The organism is Mucilaginibacter sp. RCC_168 (genome assembly GCF_041355315.1).
GTDB lineage: Bacteria > Bacteroidota > Bacteroidia > Sphingobacteriales > Sphingobacteriaceae > Mucilaginibacter.
This window is the reverse complement of record NZ_JBFUPN010000006.1, coordinates 21054-37247: the sequence shown is the minus strand read 5'-3', so window position 1 is coordinate 37247 and position 16194 is coordinate 21054. Positions and strand designations below refer to the sequence as shown.

Genomic DNA, 16194 nt, shown 5'->3' with positions numbered 1-16194 from the left:
TAGTTAAGTTATGAATAAACACTACTCCTTATCAAATAGGGCCCAAAAACTCACCCTTATACTCCTTTGTTTTATAGGTTCCTTGTTGATAAGCACCGGTGCCTATGCTCAATATTTTGGGCAAAATAAAGTGCGTTATAAAAATCTCAAGTTTAAAGTTTATAAAACCCCGCATTTTGAAATTTACTATTACCTAAAAAATGATAGTATGGTAAAGCGTTTTGCCCAGGAAAGCGAATTGTGGTATACTTTACATCAGCAGGTATTTAAAGACACATTTAAGACAGCCAACCCTATTATCCTATACGCCAACCATCCCGATTTTCAACAAACTACCGCTATCGACGGCGAAATTGGCGTGGGCACAGGTGGTGTTACCGAAGGCCTGAAAAACCGGGTAGTAATGCCGGTGATGGAAACCAACCAAACCACCCGCCACGTTATCGGGCACGAGCTGGTACACGCTTTTCAGTACCGGGCGCTGCAGGCTGGTGAAGGTGATAGTTTCGAGGAGATCAATAATATCCCGCTATGGATGATTGAGGGTATGGCCGAATATCTGTCATTAGGTAAAAAGGATTCCTACACGGCCATGTGGATGCGTGATGCTTACCTGAACCATGATATTCCCACTGTACGCGACCTTACGGAAAGCAATAAGTATTTTCCCTATCGCTATGGCGAGGCTTTCTGGTCGTTCCTGGGCTCAACCTATGGGGATACAGTAATTGTACCCTTCTTTAAGAATACGGCACGCTACGGCCTTAATTATGGCATCAGGCGTACCTTTGGGTACGATGACAAGACCTTGTCGCGCTTATGGAAAACCTCCATCGAGAACACTTACAAACCCTTTCTAAAAGATACAGTTCAAAAACCGGTAGGTCTTAAGCTGATAGACAGCAAAACAGGCGGCGACCTGGTAGTGGCACCAGCGGTAAGCCCGGATGGCAACTATGTAGCCTTTTTATCGGCTAAAAGTTTGTTCTCCATCGACCTCTATCTGGCCGATGCGCATACGGGACGCATCCTACGAAAGCTCACGAGCAAAGTATCCAATACGCATATTGATGAGTTTAACTTTATAGAATCGGCAGGCACGTGGTCACCGGATGGTAAACGCTTTGCCTTCAGTGTATTCAGCAAGGGGCGGAACCGGATGATCGTGGTGGATGTAGCCAGCGGCAATACACTGGATGATGTCTCGATGGAAAAAGCCGAACAGTTCAGTAACCTTTCATGGTCGCCCAATGGTAAAGACATTGTTTTCCAGGGGTTATCCGAAGGGCAAGGCGATCTGTACTCTTATAATTTTGATACCAAAAAAGTTACCCAGCTAACCAACGATAAATATTCCGATTATCAACCCAGTTATTCCAGGGATGGTAAAAAAATCATCTTCTCCAGCGACAGAAGCACTTATGACCAGTCGTTAGAACAGGATATCCCATTTAACCTGGCCGAACTTGACCTCGCCACAGGTAAAATAACCGACATCAAAATATTTAACGGTTCAAACAACCTCAACCCGCAATACTCTGCCGATGGTTCGCAGGTATACTTTTTATCAAACCGCGATGGTTTCCGCAATATGTACCGTTACACCCTCAGCAGCGGTAAAATTGAGCAAATGACCGATCTGTTTACCGGCATCTGCGGTATTACAGAGTATTCGCCGGCATTAAGTATCTCCAATCACGATGATGTGGTTTACTCTTATTATCGTGCTCAAAAGTACTCCCTGTATAATGCTAAGGCATCTGATTTTAAACCGGTTACTTTACAGGCTACAGATGTAAACTTTAGTGCAGGCATACTGCCACCGGCCCGCGCTGTTGGTGTCGATCTGATCAACTCCAACTTAAATAACTACCTGGCTTATAAAAAGATTCCTGCCGATTCGGTTGTTAACATCGCTTACAAACCCAAGTTTAAGCTCGATTATTTGGCTGGCAGTGGTATTGGCATTGGCGTAAGTAGTTTTTACGGTACAAGTCTTTCAAGCGGCATACAAGGGGTATTTAGCGATATATTGGGACGTAACCAGATATTCGCGGCAGCCTCGGTTAACGGACAGATCTATGATTCCGGTGCGGCAATAACCTATGTAAATCAAACCGGCAGATGGAACCTTGGCTTTGGCATATCGCACATTCCTTATCAATTTGGTATTCAAACAAGAACATTCCCAACAAAAAGTGTGAGCGGTAAAAACGAGACTGTCCTTTCAGATAATATTGACATCATACGCAATTTTGAAGATGCGGCCAGGGTATTCACCTCCTATCCTATTTCCAAAACAACGCGTTTTGAGGTTGGCGCCGGTGCATCCTACAACACCTACAGGGTTGATCGGTACAGCGATTACTATGCTTTAGATACCACTATCAATGCCGATAAAAGCAAAACCATTACCACAAATTATTTAACATCAGATAAGAAAAAGATCTCCAATGACGATGAAGGTAAACTGATTGGCACCAGCCTGAAATCATACTCGCTTTTTCAGGTATCAACCGCTTTAGTGGGCGACAATTCCTTTTTTGGTGTAACTGCCCCGCTCAACGGTTTCAGGTATCGCCTGGAAGCTGAGTACAATTTCGGCACATACCATTTCTTCGCGCCAACTATCGATCTGCGGAAGTATGTACGGGTTGAACCGGTTACTTTTGCTGCGAGGTTTTATGGCTATGGTCGTTTTGGCGGTGATGCCACCGGGCTTTATCCCTTATACGTAGGCTATCCGTTTTATATACGCGGTTATGAAGGCCAAACTTTTTACAACAACGGCAAAGCAGGTACTAATGGCTTTACCATTGATCAGCTATCAGGCAGCCGCATAGCGGTTTTCAACTTCGAAGTGCGTTTACCGCTTACCGGACCGGAGAAACTGGCCCAGATCAAATCAAAGTTCCTGTTTACCGATCTTAACTTATTTTTCGATGCGGGCTTAGCCTGGAATGCCGGCGACCATATTTATTTCCAGAAAAACCCACCGGTAATAGGCGAAAAACCGGTACTTAATGACGATGGCACGCCTACTATAGCAAACGGGCAACCCGTTACCGAAGCGGTGTATGGCAGGGTTCCGGCGTTAAGCGCTGGTATATCATTAAGGATTAACGTATTTGGGGCTTTTGTGCTGGAGCCTTACCTGGCTGTTCCATTCAATCGTACCGATGTTAAAAAGCCACTATTTGGTTTAGGGTTTACACCCGGATGGTAGCCAAACATCACATAAAAGTAATAAAAGCAAAAGCGGCAATAAAGTCGCTTTTTTTATTTAAAACCTAAACGGCTTAAAATAGTTATGAAATAATATCTGTTTATATTTGCAGCCTGATATGAAAAAAATACTGTTATTGAGTCTGGCTCTGATGATGTGTAGCTTCGCCGTACTTGCCCAGGCAGCTGATACCGACCCGGTTAATAACATTCCGGCATTAGGCCCGATGCATACTATTGCCGGCGACAGTATGCAACCCGCTAATGATATTGTACAAAATATAGCCTCGGACAAGGATCTGTCCATCTTCTATAATTTTGTTAGTTCGGCCAACTTAGCCGAGACTTATAAAAGTAAAGGACCTATTACCATATTCGTGCCCGCTAATGATGCATTTGAAAGTTTATCTCCCGGCAAGCTCGATACGCTTTCAAAACCCTCGCATGTTTGGGAGTTAACCCACATCCTTGCTTATCACGCTGTTGCCGGGAAATTTAGCGCCAAGGAATTGCATAAACTGATCAATAAGCATAAAGGGTCAACTACTTTAACTACGCTTAGCGGAGGCAAACTGATCGCTAAAATTGATGGCAATAATAATATTGTATTAGAGGATGAAACCGGTGGTCAAAGTATCATTAGCCGGTTTGATATTGCACAAAGCAACGGCGTAGTACATATCGTCAACAAAGTGCTGTTGCCCAAACCCAAAGCCGTATAATAATACAGGCGAATGACAATCTGCCTAAAACAGTATTACGTATTTAAGATATAATATTTGTAAGGTTTTGTTGCTATTGGCGACTAAACAAACAAAAGCACAATGAGTGTAATAACTCATTATTCTATTTATATTGATTAAATACTTAAAAATGAAAAGATCAATTTTAGTAATAGCGATATTATTTGTTGTGACTGCATTTGGTTGTCAGAACAGCAGTGGCCAGATTGCCAAAAAGAAGCTGAGCAAACCAGCAGAAGAGTGGAAGAAAACACTAACCCCCAACCAATACCATATTATGGTTGAAAGCGGAACAGAACCGCCATATAAAAACGACTACTGGAACAATCACCAAAAAGGTGTTTATGTAAGTGCGGCCACCGGAGAGGTACTATTTAGCTCCGATGATAAATTTGACAGCGGCACAGGCTGGCCAAGTTTTGTAAAACCCGTTGACTCCAAAAAAGTTGCCATTGTACATGACGACAGCTATGGCATGAGCCGCGACGAAGTTATCGAAAAAAGTACTGGTTTACACCTGGGTCATGTTTTTGACGACGGCCCTGCAGACCGTGGCGGCAAAAGATACTGCATGAACTCGGGTGCATTAAAATTTATTAAAAAGTAACCGCCCGGCGATTAGCATTTACAGATGGGCGCAATTGCGGCCTTACCCGTAAACCACTTTCAAACTTTAAACCAATGGTCAGATCTATCCAGTCCGGATTAACAGGTCTGATCATTTTTTCTTTTTGCGGGCGGGTGTAGGTGCTTACTACTTTGAAACGTTCCATGGCCTGTTCTTCAGTATTGATCTCTTCAAAATAAACCAAACGGTTAAGCTGCTGTGCGCTGTCGAAAAATAAAGTGGGCATATCGCTGTAGAATTGCAGTGTCTTTACCAGATCTGAGCATAAACCAACGTGAAGATTTTTCCTGTTTCTGTCGGTGATGATATATACAAAACGTTTCATTTTATGATAAAAATTTTGGTGAACCAATATTTATTACTAACTTTATGAGCATAAAATTACTAATAATTTTAGCAAATGCAAATTTTATGTCAATAATTTCACAAAATATTAAGTTTCTCCGCAAAAAGAAGGGTTTAACCCAACAGCAATTTGCCGATCAGTTAGGTATAAAACGTTCATTAGTAGGCGCATATGAAGAAGAAAGAGCCGAACCCAAATACGAACTACTAAAAACTTTAGCAATATTTTTTGACATTACTATTGATGATTTTATTAACGAAACCATCGATGAAAAATGGGCGCCAAAACCCAAAGGCAATCCGGCTAACCTGCGCATACTGAGCATCTCTGTTGATAAAGAGGATAACGAGAATATTGAAATGGTACCGTTAAAAGCAAGCGCGGGCTACCTAAATGGCTATGCCGATCCGGAATATGTATCTCAATTACCTAAATTTTATCTGCCTATGTTTAAACAAGGCACCTACCGTGCTTTTGAAATAAAAGGCGATTCAATGCTGCCTATAATATCAGGCGATATTATTATAGGTGAATACCTGGAAAACTGGGCCGATATAAAAAGCGGCGAAACTTATATTGTGATATCTAAAAACGATGGGGTTGTATATAAACGTATCGGTAATAAATTTAAAGAAAACAAAAAGCTCAAATTAATATCGGATAACCCCGTTTATGAGCCCTATGAAATAAACGGCGAGGATGTGCTGGAAATATGGAAAGCAAAAGGCTATATCTCCACACAATTACCGCAACCCACACCTGAGCCTACCATGGAAAGCCTCACCAGTATGATGGCTCAGATGCAGCGCTCCATATCCAATTTACAACAAAGCAACAATTAAGTTACATCAGCTTATTTAAACCTTTACGGCATATCTTTATCCTAAGATTATAAAACGTAAATAAATTAAAAGCTATGAAAAAATTGTTGTTAATGTGCTGTTTCCTTATCGGGATTTCAGCGGTAAGCCGTGCACAAGGTGGCGGTATGAGAAAAAGTCCGGAAGAAAGGGCTAAAGCTCTGCAAACACAGCTAAAGCTTTCTGACGATCAAACCACTAAAGTAACCGCCATATATAAAGAACAGGCTACCAAAATGGATAGCGTCAGAACAGCAGCAAATGGCGATAGGGATGCGATGAGAAGCGCTATGATGCCAATGATGAAAGCAACTAATGATAAGATTAAAGCCGTTTTAACACCAGAACAAGCTACTGCTTATGATGCCGCTATGAAAGAACGCATGGACAGGATGAGACAAGGCGGCGGAGGCGGCTCACAAAATTAATTCATAATAGAAGCGGCTTAGCGCCGCTTTTTATATTTTTGCACAAATCATTTTCATTTGACGGCTGCAGAAATATATTTAAAAACCAGGCTTAACGAAAGGCAATCATCAGGAACGTACAGGAGATTAAAACCCGAAAACGATCTTATTGATTTTTGCTCTAACGATTATCTTGGCTTTGCACGATCTGCCACCCTAAAGAGCAACATTGAGCAGGAAGTACAAAATCACCCGCATAGCTTTAATGGCTCAACCGGATCCCGGCTGTTATCTGGTAATTTACAATATGCCGAAGACCTGGAAAAAACCATCGCTGTTTATCATCAGTACCAGGCTGGTCTCCTTTTTAATTCCGGGTACGATGCTAACCTGGGTTTGTTATCATCTTTAGCACAGCGTGGTGATACTATTATCCTGGATGAACTGATCCACGCCTCGGCAATTGACGGCGCCCGACTAAGCTATGCCAATCGTTACAGCTTCAAACATAATGATACCGAAAGCCTGGAAGCTAAATTAAAACTGGCTAAAGGGAATTGTTACGTGGTGATAGAAAGCGTTTATTCTATGGATGGGGATACGCCACCGCTATTGGATATACTGCATATTACAGAAAAATACGGCGCTAACTTAATTGTTGATGAAGCTCATGCAGTAGGGTTATATCCAGCGGGGTTAGTTGCCGGACTCGGCTTACAAAAACGGATTTTCGCATCAATCGTTACTTTTGGTAAAGCACTGGGTGGTCACGGGGCCATTGTATTGGGCAGTGAGATATTAAGACAATATCTGATCAACTTTGCCCGTCCTTTTATTTATACTACAGCTGCCTCCTTTCATCAACTGGCATCTGTAAAAATGGCTTACCAATTGCTAAATAGTGCGGAACAGGAGGTCATAGATCTCAAAAACAATATCAAACTGTTTAAAGAACAGATCACCTCGAAAGGCACATATCCATTATTAAATAGCGACAGCCCTATTCAATGCATCGTGCTTGGCAGTAATGATAAGGCTCGAGGTATGGCCAATACTTTGCAAAACAGGGGGCTTGATGTGAGGGCCATACTTAGTCCAACCGTTGCCGCCGGCACCGAAAGGATCCGTATCTGCCTGCACTCATTTAACACAAGCGATGACATTATAAAACTTACTGACACTATTAATCAATTTATAAATGCCCGATAAACAACCCATATTTATTACCGGTATAGGCACCGGGGTTGGCAAAACAATTATTTCGGCCATCGTAACAGAAAAACTAAAGGCTGACTATTGGAAACCCATACAATCCGGCGATCTCGATAATAGCGATACGCTCAAGGTGCGGGACCTGGTATCGAACAAGACCACCCGCTTTTATCCCGAAGCTTATCGTCTGACCCAGCCATTTTCGCCGCATAAATCGGCCGCTATTGATAACGTAGTGATCGATATTCAAACTATTATTCCACCCAAAACCGACAATCAGCTGATCATAGAAGGAGCCGGTGGACTCATGGTACCGCTTAATGATAACGCGTTGATCATTGACCTGATCAAACAATTAAACGCTCAGGTGATACTGGTATCGCAAAATTATTTGGGAAGTATCAACCACACCCTGCTGTCGCTTAGTATGCTTAAACAATATGAAATACCTGTGCGCGGCATTGTATTTAACGGGGATAAGGATATCTACTCAAAAACATTTATCCTCAATTACTCTGGAGTAAAAGAACTGGGTCATATACCTGCTTTAGATACCATTAACTCCAAAAAAATACGCGGAGCAGGGAGCTATATTACCTTATAGTAGCGCAATCATTTTGCTAAGCAAATAATTTACCTCAATTTAGCTTTCACAAGCACATCAGCATGAAAAATATTACCGTAATAGGTTCAGGAACAATGGGGAATGGCATAGCGCATACCTTTGCGCAGCATGGCTTTATAGTATCATTGATTGACATTAACGCCGAAGCTTTAAACAAGGCCGTACAAACCATTGCCAACAACCTTGACCGGCAGGTAAAAAAAGGATCTATCGACGAGCAACTAAAAATCGATACACTAAGCCGTATCAAAACATATACGGATCTGTCATCCGGAGCAGAAAATGCTGACCTGGTAATAGAGGCTGCAACTGAGAACAGGGAGATCAAACTAAAACTATTCAAACAGCTAAGTGATATTTGCAGTAACGAGGTGATCCTCGCTTCCAACACATCATCCATATCCATCACCCAGATTGCTGCTGTTACTAAAAATCCAGGCAACGTGATAGGCATGCACTTTATGAACCCGGTACCTGTAATGAAACTGGTAGAAGTGATCAGAGGTTATGCTACTACGGATGAAGTTACGCAAACCGTGATGCAATTGTCCACAACTTTAGGTAAAGATCCGGTTGAGGTAAATGACTACCCCGGCTTTGTGGCCAACCGGATCCTGATGCCGATGATCAACGAAGCCGTTTATACCTTATATGAAGGGGTTGCCGGTGTTGAAGAGATTGATACCGTGATGAAATTAGGCATGGCACATCCCATGGGCCCCTTGCAACTGGCCGATTTTATTGGGCTTGATGTTTGCCTGGCCATTTTAAAGGTATTATATGATGGTTTTGGTAATCAAAAATATGCGCCATGCCCTTTATTGGTAAACATGGTAACAGCCGGTCACCTGGGTGCAAAAACAGGAAGCGGCTTTTATAAGTATACACCGGGCAGTAAAGACCTGGTTGTGGCGACCAAATTCACCAAAAATTCATTAAACCAATAAATATTCCAACTGTCTATAAATCTGTAACTGCTTTAAATTAAAACATATTACAGATGAAAAAGATAGCAAAAATAGGATTATTACTGGCCTTAACCGGCACCTTATTCAGTTCATGTGCTGCTGATTATTATGTTGCCGAACGCCCTGCAGAACCCGTATATGTGCGCCCGGTAGCTCCCTATCCCGGCGCTTACTGGGTACCCGGTGAATGGGCATGGCGAGGCGGAAGATATGTTTATATAAATGGTTATTATGCGCATCCACGTCCCGGTCGTACTTACGTACGGGGCTATTGGCACCCGGTTCGTCGGGGATATGCATGGCACAGAGGCTATTGGAGGTAGCCCCCCAGCCCCCTGAAGGGGGAGTTTTTTTTTAAATCTAATTTCAAACACTAAGGCCTGGTTCTAAAAAGAACCAGGCCTTAGTGTTATATCTGCACATCTGTAATCTGCACATTAAAAGCTCCCCCTTCAGGGGGTTGGGGGGTTACATCCGCTCGGGCACATCAATGCCCAACAGGTTCATAGCCTTGCTGATTACTTTGGCCGATGATGCCGATAACTGCAATCGAAATTGTTTGGATATCTCATCCTCAGCTTGCAGGATTGATTTTTCGTGATAGAACTTGTTATATACTTTAGCCAGTTCATAGGCATAATTGGCTATAACAGCCGGACTGTAATCATTTGCTGCTGTACGGATGATATCAGGAAATTGAGTTAACAATACGATCAGGTCGCGCTCTACATCAGCAAGTTCGGTGACTCCAACTGTAGTATTAACCTGGTAATTCGCTTTGCTCAGTACCGACTTGATACGGGCATGTGTATATTGTATAAATGGCCCGGTGTGCCCCTGGAAATCAACCGATTCATTAGGATCAAACAATAAACGTTTTTTAGGATCAACCTTGAGCAGAAAATATTTAAGCGCGCCCATACCTATTGTATGATATAATTGCTGCTTATCCTCCTCGCTAAAACCATCAACCTTACCCATAGCTTCGGTTTGTTCTTTGGCAGTAGCTTCCATTTCGGCCATCAGATCATCGGCATCAACTACAGTACCCTCGCGCGATTTCATCTTACCCGATGGTAAATCAACCATTCCGTACGACAAATGGAACAATCCATCAGCTCCGGCCTTACCCAGTTTACGTAATATCAGGAACAGTACTTTAAAGTGATAATCTTGTTCGTTGCCAACCACATAGATAGATTTATCCATGTGAAAGTCGTTATATTTTAATTGGGCGGTACCCAAATCCTGGGTAATATAAACAGAGGTACCGTCGGAACGTAGCACCAGTTTCTCATCCAGGCCATCAGGTGTCAAATCTATCCAAACGGAGCCATCCGGCTTTCTGAAGAAAACCCCTTTTTCCAGGCCTTCTTCAATAATATCCTTACCTAAAAGATAGGTGTTTGATTCGTAGTAATATTTGTCGAAACCGACACCCAGTTGCTTATAAGTTTCAGCGAAACCTGCATATACCCAGCCATTCATGGTTTTCCACAAATCGATCACTTCGGCATCGCCTGCTTCCCACTTTTGCAGCATTTGCTGGGCTTGTTTGATAACAGGCGCATTCTTTTTGGCCTCATCTTCACTTTGACCTTCGGCTTTCAGCTCTTCTATCTGAGTTTTATAAGCCTTGTCAAACAGTACATAATATTTACCTACCAAATGATCGCCTTTCATGCCTGAGGATTCAGGTGTTTCACCATTGCCAAACATTTGCCAGGCCAGCATGGATTTGCAGATGTGGATACCGCGATCGTTCACCAGATTGGTTTTTATAACCTCGTACCCGGCCGCACCCAATATCTGCGCCACCGAGTAGCCTAACAGGTTGTTACGGATATGCCCCAGGTGTAGTGGCTTGTTGGTGTTTGGTGATGAATATTCCACCATTACTTTCTGTCCGTTAGGCTTGGCTATGGCAAAATCATCCGATAGTATATGGTTATATAGTTGTTCTATCCAGTATTCGTCGCTTATGGAGATATTCAAAAAGCCTTTGATCACATTAAAGGCGGCAACCTCTTTCAATTCATTTTTCAGATACTCCCCTATTTCGGCGCCGGTTTGCTCTGGCCCCTTGCGCGAAAATTTGGTAAAAGGAAAAGTGACTATGGTTATTTGCCCTTCAAATTCTTTCCGGGTTTCCTGTAAACTTATAGCAGCCGGGGCTACATCTGTTTGATATAGTTGTTTTATTGCTTTAACAGCTGCCTCAATAATAAAATCCATCCGGCAAAATTAATTAAATTGCCAATATCCTTGTTATAATAAAATGTTGATTATTCTGAATAGATTTGTTCTTCTTATATCCATTTATGACACTTAAAAACAACGATTTTAGAATAGATGTAACCTCCGAAATTGGAACGCTCCGCACCTTACTCATCCACAGCCCAGATAGTGGCCTGGGTAAAGTAGTACCATCAAAAGCCCAGGACTGGTTGTTTGAAGACATTGTGCACCTGGATACCATGCGTAAAAACGAGTATGATTATTACGTAAAATTGTTGCTTTATTTTTTGGATCCGGATAAGATCAAAGGCAAGTTACAGCAAATTGATCATGACCATCAACGTACATTTTTTAAGCCCGACAACCCAGGCTTTCACGCTTCGGGTAAAGTAATTGAAATACAAACTTTACTGGCCGATATTTTAAAGCAGGCCGATATCCGCGAAAAACTGGTAGCATCCGTTTGTGCTATTGAAAGCTGTAACTATCGCTTGCAGCAGCAACTGATAGATACCGATCCTGTTGAGCTGGCCAAAATATTCATATCGGGTTCATTAAGTACCGAAGAGATGATCTTCGCCCCTATACCCAACCTCATATTTTCGAGAGATATTGGCATTGCCATCAACAATCACATGTTGTTGAATAAACCCGCAAAAAAGGCACGTTTCCGCGAAACGCTGCTGGCACGGTATATATTCTTTAATCACCCCCTGTTTGCTGAATACCGCAACAATATTCTCGAAATTCCCGAAACCGCCCAGCATTTTTTACGCCCGGGCGAAGACAATCTTGAGAAAACAACGCTGGAAGGCGGTGATGTGATGATGGTAAGTCCGCAACATTTGGTTATCGGCTGTAGCGAACGCACATCCATCAGCGGTGCCAATGAGGCTATTAAGCTTTTGTTTGATAACGATGTCGTAAAAAAGGTAACCATTGTAAAAATTCCGCACAAGCGCGATTACATGCATATTGATACGGTTTTTACACAGGTTAAGCGAGATACCTGGGTACTGTTGCGTTCCCTGGCAGTAGCAGAAGCCCCTATTGAAGAACAGGAACCTATCTCCTGGTTTGCCGATAAAAAACAAAAAGAACGAGCTGAAATTGTACAGTTTGAAAAAGGCAAGAAGCCCAGATTATTCGGCTGTATCGAAGATCTGCTGGCTGATATCAGTGAAAATGATCTGGAAAGCGATCATAAAACAAAGTTCATTTATTCGGGTAATAATACTTTCCCATTTGATGCACGCGAGCAATGGACAGATTCATGCAACCTGCTGGCTATTAAAGAAGGTGTGGTTTTGGGATACGACCGTAACGATAAAACCGTGGAGGCATTTAAGCAAAATGGGTTTAATGTAATCAGGGTGACCGATTTGTTACAGAAATTTGAATCAGGCGAGCTTGATCCGCAAGAATTGACCAATACTTTAATTTTAATGCCATCAGCAGAACTTTCCAGGGCTCGTGGTGGTTTTCATTGCATGAGCATGCCGCTTTTAAGAGATAAAGTTGTCTGAATCAGATTTACAGAATTAAAGGATTTGCAGAATAACACCATAATAATTCTGTTAATTTCCCAATTCTGTAAATTCTGATTCAGACAAAAATTTTTAATAAAATGACTAATAATCAATCAACCAATAATATATTAATGATCAGGCCGGTCAATTTCGGCTTTAATGAACAAACAGCAGAGAGTAACGCTTTTCAGAACCGGGATGCCAATCAACTGGCAGTTCAGGATAAAGCCCTGAACGAATTTGATGGTTTTGTAAAAACGCTGAAAGAAAACGGAGTAAATGTTACCGTGGTTGATGATACCCCGCAGCCGCATACACCTGATTCTATCTTCCCGAATAATTGGGTATCATTTCATGCCGATGGTCAGGTATTTTTGTATCCCATGCAGGCCGAAAACCGCAGGCTAGAACGCCGGGAAGATATCATCAGCAAACTGGAAGATCATTTTAAGGTAGATCATATAGTTGATTTAAGTCGTTTTGAAGCTGAAAATAAATTTCTGGAAGGTACCGGTAGTATGGTGCTTGACCGGGAAAATAAAATAGCCTATGCCTGCCTTTCTCCCCGTACAGATAAAGAAGCACTGAGCGTCTTTTGCGAGCAGGCAGGTTATCAGGCCATCAGCTTTGACGCGGTAGACGAACATGAGAAAGCCATTTACCACACCAACGTGCTGATGTGTATTGGAAGTGGGTTTGCTGTGATTTGTACTGATAGTATCCCGAACCCACATGAAAAAGTAGAAGTTCTGGAATCATTACGGTTAACTAAAAAGGAAATTATTGAAATATCATTTGAACAAATGAACCAATTCGCTGGCAATATGCTGGAGGTAAGGAACAAGGCCGGCGAAACCCTGGTGGTGATGTCTAAAAATGCGTACGAGGCCCTTTATGAAGATCAAAAAAGCACGCTCAAAAAATACGGTAAACTGGTTTATGCTGATATCAATACGATTGAAACTAATGGTGGCGGCAGTGCCAGGTGTATGATGGCTGAAGTGCATTTACCAGCTGTGTCTAATCATTAGTTTACCCTTCTGTTATTTTGCACCAAAATATATACAGCTTTCTGACACTTTGCGCAAAAAAACTTCCTTACAGGCAAAAAGAATAAAATATTTTTAACAAACCAGTTTCTGTGCATTTGATAATGAAACTGTTTTTTGCAGGTAGAGCAGCAGCGCTTTTTTTTATTATTATCCTTTATCTCCATATTTAATTAAAAGAAATTAATTAACTATGGAGATAAAAATAAGAAAATGATTTACAAAATTTTACTATAAAGAATAAAATCTGTGCAAACACTTATAACAAATGTATCTTTTAAATGGCAACCAAAATAAAAAAGTTTTGATTATTGTGCCTCTCGGAATCCTTTCAACCCGTTCTGCACCACATCTTGCGCAGGATAGTTGTTTCTTATTGAGATTACCTGAATGATCTGTTGTTATTGATTGTAGCGACATAAATTATTCTTTTATGCAAAAATAACTACAGGTGAACAAAATGAATGCCACATAGTAAATATTTTAACTATAGAATAAAAATATTACTTTATCAAGACAACTTTTTTGCTTTTTCCTATGTCTTTTTACATGACTATAAGAATTAAACAAATACATACACACTGCGATTTATCCCTTGTTAAATAAATTACATTCAAACCATAAAAATTATCCCAACAATTAGCAGTTAATTCCGTTTAAAAATCACATTTTTGCCCCAAATTTTTTAAGGATGCAGAGTTACCAGGAATTTCTTGATTTGAGTGTAGGTTTTCCGCAGGATGGTTTTGAGATCATCGACGATGAACTATACTTTCAGGACCTTAATTTAATGGAGATGATCGAAACGTATGGTACGCCACTACGTTTTACTTATCTGCCTATGATAACCAAGAAAATACAGCAGGCCAAACTGTTGTTTCAGCAGGCTATCATCAAAAATAATTACCGTGGCAGCTACAAATACTGCTATTGTACCAAAAGTTCGCATTTCAGACACATTGTGGAAGAGGCGTTGAAAAACGAGATCCACCTGGAAACATCATCGGCCTTTGACATGCCCATGATTGATGCACTGGAGAAAAAAGGCGCGGTAAACAAAGACATTACCGTGATATGTAATGGTTTTAAGACCTTTCAGTATAAAACCTATATTATTGACATGCTGCATGATGGATTCAAAAACATCATACCGGTACTGGACAATAAGGAGGAATTTAACCTGTACGATGATGAGATTGAGATGGACACCCCTTGTAACCTGGGTATCCGTATAGCTGCCGAAGAGCAACCCGACTCTCAATTCTACACCTCGCGTTTAGGTGTACGTATGGAAGATGTGATTGATTTTTATCATAACAAAATTGAAGAAAACCCTAACTTCCAGGTAAAGTTATTACACTTTTTTATCAACTCAGGTATATCCGATACGCCATACTACTGGAATGAATTGGAAAAATACGTAACACTTTATTGCAAATTCAAAAAAGTAAACCCGGCTCTGGATACACTGGATATTGGTGGTGGTATGCCTTTCAAAGATTCGCTGGTATTTGATTTTGATTACGAGTATATGATCAACGAGATCGTAAGCCGTATTAAAGAGATCTGTGCTGATAATGACACCATCGAACCGGATATTATCACTGAGTTTGGTAAATACACCGTTGCCGAAGCTTCGGGCATTCTATATAAAGTATTAGGCCGTAAACAACAAAACGACCGTGAAAGATGGTTGATGCTCGACGGTTCATTCATTACCAATTTGCCGGATGTTTGGGCGCTGAACCAAAAATATATCCTGCTGCCCATTAATAACTGGGATTCGGAATATGAGCGTGTAAATTTGGGAGGCATTACCTGCGACGGACAGGATTATTACAACCAGGAAGCGCACATGAACAGTGTGTTTATGCCTAAAACCCGTAAGGTACAATACCTGGGCTTCTTTAACACGGGAGCTTACCAGGAAGTATTGAGCGGATACGGCGGTATACACCATTGTTTACTTCCTTCGCCCAAGCATGTGATCATTCGCCGCAATCGTGATGAAACATTCAATTTTGAGGTATTTGGTGAGGAGCAGAATAGTAAACAAGTGCTAAAAATTCTGGGCTACACTACATAAGCAGTTGGCAGTTTTGAGTTTGCCGTTGGCACAACTCTTATTATATTATTTTATAGCGATGAGTTTTATACTTATCGCTATTTTTTGACCGTTGATTTTGGTGATGGCGTTGATTCCGTTGATTTTCTGAACCCTGATTCAAAGGATTAAGGGATTTCTTGATTTTTTATCTAATTTGTTTGCCATTTTCTTTTGCAAACTGCAAACTGCAAACTGCAAACTGCAAACTGCAAACTGCAAACTGCAAACTGCAAACTGCAAACTGCAAACTGCAAACT

At 41.4% G+C, this 16194-nt stretch carries 14 protein-coding genes; 12 read left to right on the top strand and 2 right to left on the bottom strand.

The window, feature by feature from the left end:
* The first annotated feature begins 10 nt into the window (after positions 1-10).
* The 3 genes from AB6735_RS06625 to msrB all read left to right on the top strand — a co-directional run bounded on the left by AB6735_RS06625 (position 11) and on the right by msrB (position 4575).
* Positions 11-3226, top strand: coding sequence for a tolB protein precursor (locus AB6735_RS06625; RefSeq protein WP_370995076.1), 3216 nt, complete (start codon positions 11-13; stop codon positions 3224-3226).
* A gap of 118 nt (positions 3227-3344) precedes the next feature.
* Positions 3345-3947, top strand: coding sequence for a fasciclin domain-containing protein (locus AB6735_RS06620; RefSeq protein WP_370995075.1), 603 nt, complete (start codon positions 3345-3347; stop codon positions 3945-3947).
* A 151-nt stretch (positions 3948-4098) separates the two neighbouring features.
* A complete protein-coding gene (gene msrB / locus AB6735_RS06615) occupies positions 4099-4575 on the top strand; it encodes a peptide-methionine (R)-S-oxide reductase MsrB (RefSeq protein WP_370995074.1) in 477 nt (158 codons plus the stop codon).
* Here the strand turns inward: msrB and AB6735_RS06610 are convergent.
* Positions 4565-4921: a nuclease gene (locus tag AB6735_RS06610; RefSeq protein WP_090471830.1), complete on the bottom strand. Its 357-nt coding sequence runs from the start codon at positions 4919-4921 to the stop codon at positions 4565-4567. The two genes, msrB and AB6735_RS06610, sit on opposite strands and share 11 nt — an antisense overlap.
* Before the next feature lie 86 nt (positions 4922-5007).
* On the opposite strand from AB6735_RS06610, the gene AB6735_RS06605 reads away from it, so the two are divergent.
* From AB6735_RS06605 to AB6735_RS06580, 6 genes are all read left to right on the top strand, one after another.
* Positions 5008-5784 carry an XRE family transcriptional regulator gene (locus AB6735_RS06605; RefSeq protein ID WP_370995072.1) on the top strand — a complete coding sequence of 259 codons (777 nt, stop codon included), beginning with the start codon at positions 5008-5010 and terminating at the stop codon, positions 5782-5784.
* A 74-nt stretch (positions 5785-5858) separates the two neighbouring features.
* On the top strand, positions 5859-6230 hold the full coding sequence (locus AB6735_RS06600) for a hypothetical protein (protein ID WP_370995070.1): 372 nt from the start codon (positions 5859-5861) through the stop codon (positions 6228-6230).
* A gap of 57 nt (positions 6231-6287) precedes the next feature.
* Entirely contained in the window at positions 6288-7418 is a 1131-nt protein-coding gene (locus AB6735_RS06595) for an aminotransferase class I/II-fold pyridoxal phosphate-dependent enzyme (RefSeq protein WP_370995069.1), read from the top strand.
* Complete coding sequence (gene bioD / locus AB6735_RS06590; protein WP_370995068.1) at positions 7408-8025, top strand: dethiobiotin synthase; 618 nt, start codon at positions 7408-7410, stop codon at positions 8023-8025. Before AB6735_RS06595 ends, bioD begins: the two co-directional genes overlap by 11 nt.
* 56 nt (positions 8026-8081) lie before the next feature.
* Positions 8082-8993, top strand: a complete 912-nt coding sequence (locus AB6735_RS06585; RefSeq protein ID WP_370995297.1) for a 3-hydroxyacyl-CoA dehydrogenase family protein — start codon at positions 8082-8084, stop codon at positions 8991-8993.
* Between the two features lie 53 nt (positions 8994-9046).
* The gene (locus AB6735_RS06580; RefSeq protein ID WP_370995067.1) at positions 9047-9337 is read left to right on the top strand and encodes a hypothetical protein; all 291 of its coding nucleotides are present in this window, start codon (positions 9047-9049) and stop codon (positions 9335-9337) included.
* Positions 9338-9482: 145 nt separating this feature from the next.
* On the opposite strand, the gene argS is transcribed toward AB6735_RS06580, so the two are convergent.
* Positions 9483-11249, bottom strand: coding sequence for an arginine--tRNA ligase (argS, locus tag AB6735_RS06575; RefSeq protein ID WP_370995066.1), 1767 nt, complete (start codon positions 11247-11249; stop codon positions 9483-9485).
* Positions 11250-11335: 86 nt separating this feature from the next.
* Between argS and AB6735_RS06570 the strand changes: the two genes are divergently transcribed.
* The 3 genes from AB6735_RS06570 (at position 11336) to AB6735_RS06560 (ending at position 15916) form a co-directional block, all read left to right on the top strand.
* Positions 11336-12778, top strand: a complete 1443-nt coding sequence (locus AB6735_RS06570) for an arginine deiminase family protein (RefSeq protein ID WP_370995065.1) — start codon at positions 11336-11338, stop codon at positions 12776-12778.
* Between the two features lie 101 nt (positions 12779-12879).
* On the top strand, positions 12880-13812 hold the full coding sequence (gene ctlX / locus AB6735_RS06565) for a citrulline utilization hydrolase CtlX (RefSeq protein WP_370995064.1): 933 nt from the start codon (positions 12880-12882) through the stop codon (positions 13810-13812).
* 709 nt (positions 13813-14521) lie between these two features.
* On the top strand, positions 14522-15916 hold the full coding sequence (locus AB6735_RS06560; RefSeq protein ID WP_370995063.1) for an arginine decarboxylase: 1395 nt from the start codon (positions 14522-14524) through the stop codon (positions 15914-15916).
* The last annotated feature ends 278 nt before the right edge of the window (positions 15917-16194 follow it).

Bases quoted from the DNA above. Each gene is read 5' to 3' on its own strand.
- AB6735_RS06625 (WP_370995076.1), top strand. From the start codon at position 11: ATGAATAAACACTACTCCTTATCAAATAGGGCCCAAAAACTCACCCTT.
- AB6735_RS06600 (WP_370995070.1), top strand. From the start codon at position 5,859: ATGAAAAAATTGTTGTTAATGTGCTGTTTCCTTATCGGGATTTCAGCG.
- AB6735_RS06605 (WP_370995072.1), top strand. From the start codon at position 5,008: ATGTCAATAATTTCACAAAATATTAAGTTTCTCCGCAAAAAGAAGGGT.
- ctlX (WP_370995064.1), top strand. From the start codon at position 12,880: ATGACTAATAATCAATCAACCAATAATATATTAATGATCAGGCCGGTC.
- msrB (WP_370995074.1), top strand. From the start codon at position 4,099: ATGAAAAGATCAATTTTAGTAATAGCGATATTATTTGTTGTGACTGCA.
- AB6735_RS06580 (WP_370995067.1), top strand. From the start codon at position 9,047: ATGAAAAAGATAGCAAAAATAGGATTATTACTGGCCTTAACCGGCACC.
- AB6735_RS06620 (WP_370995075.1), top strand. From the start codon at position 3,345: ATGAAAAAAATACTGTTATTGAGTCTGGCTCTGATGATGTGTAGCTTC.
- AB6735_RS06560 (WP_370995063.1), top strand. From the start codon at position 14,522: ATGCAGAGTTACCAGGAATTTCTTGATTTGAGTGTAGGTTTTCCGCAG.
- argS (WP_370995066.1), bottom strand. From the start codon at position 11,249: ATGGATTTTATTATTGAGGCAGCTGTTAAAGCAATAAAACAACTATAT.
- bioD (WP_370995068.1), top strand. From the start codon at position 7,408: ATGCCCGATAAACAACCCATATTTATTACCGGTATAGGCACCGGGGTT.
- AB6735_RS06610 (WP_090471830.1), bottom strand. From the start codon at position 4,921: ATGAAACGTTTTGTATATATCATCACCGACAGAAACAGGAAAAATCTT.
- AB6735_RS06570 (WP_370995065.1), top strand. From the start codon at position 11,336: ATGACACTTAAAAACAACGATTTTAGAATAGATGTAACCTCCGAAATT.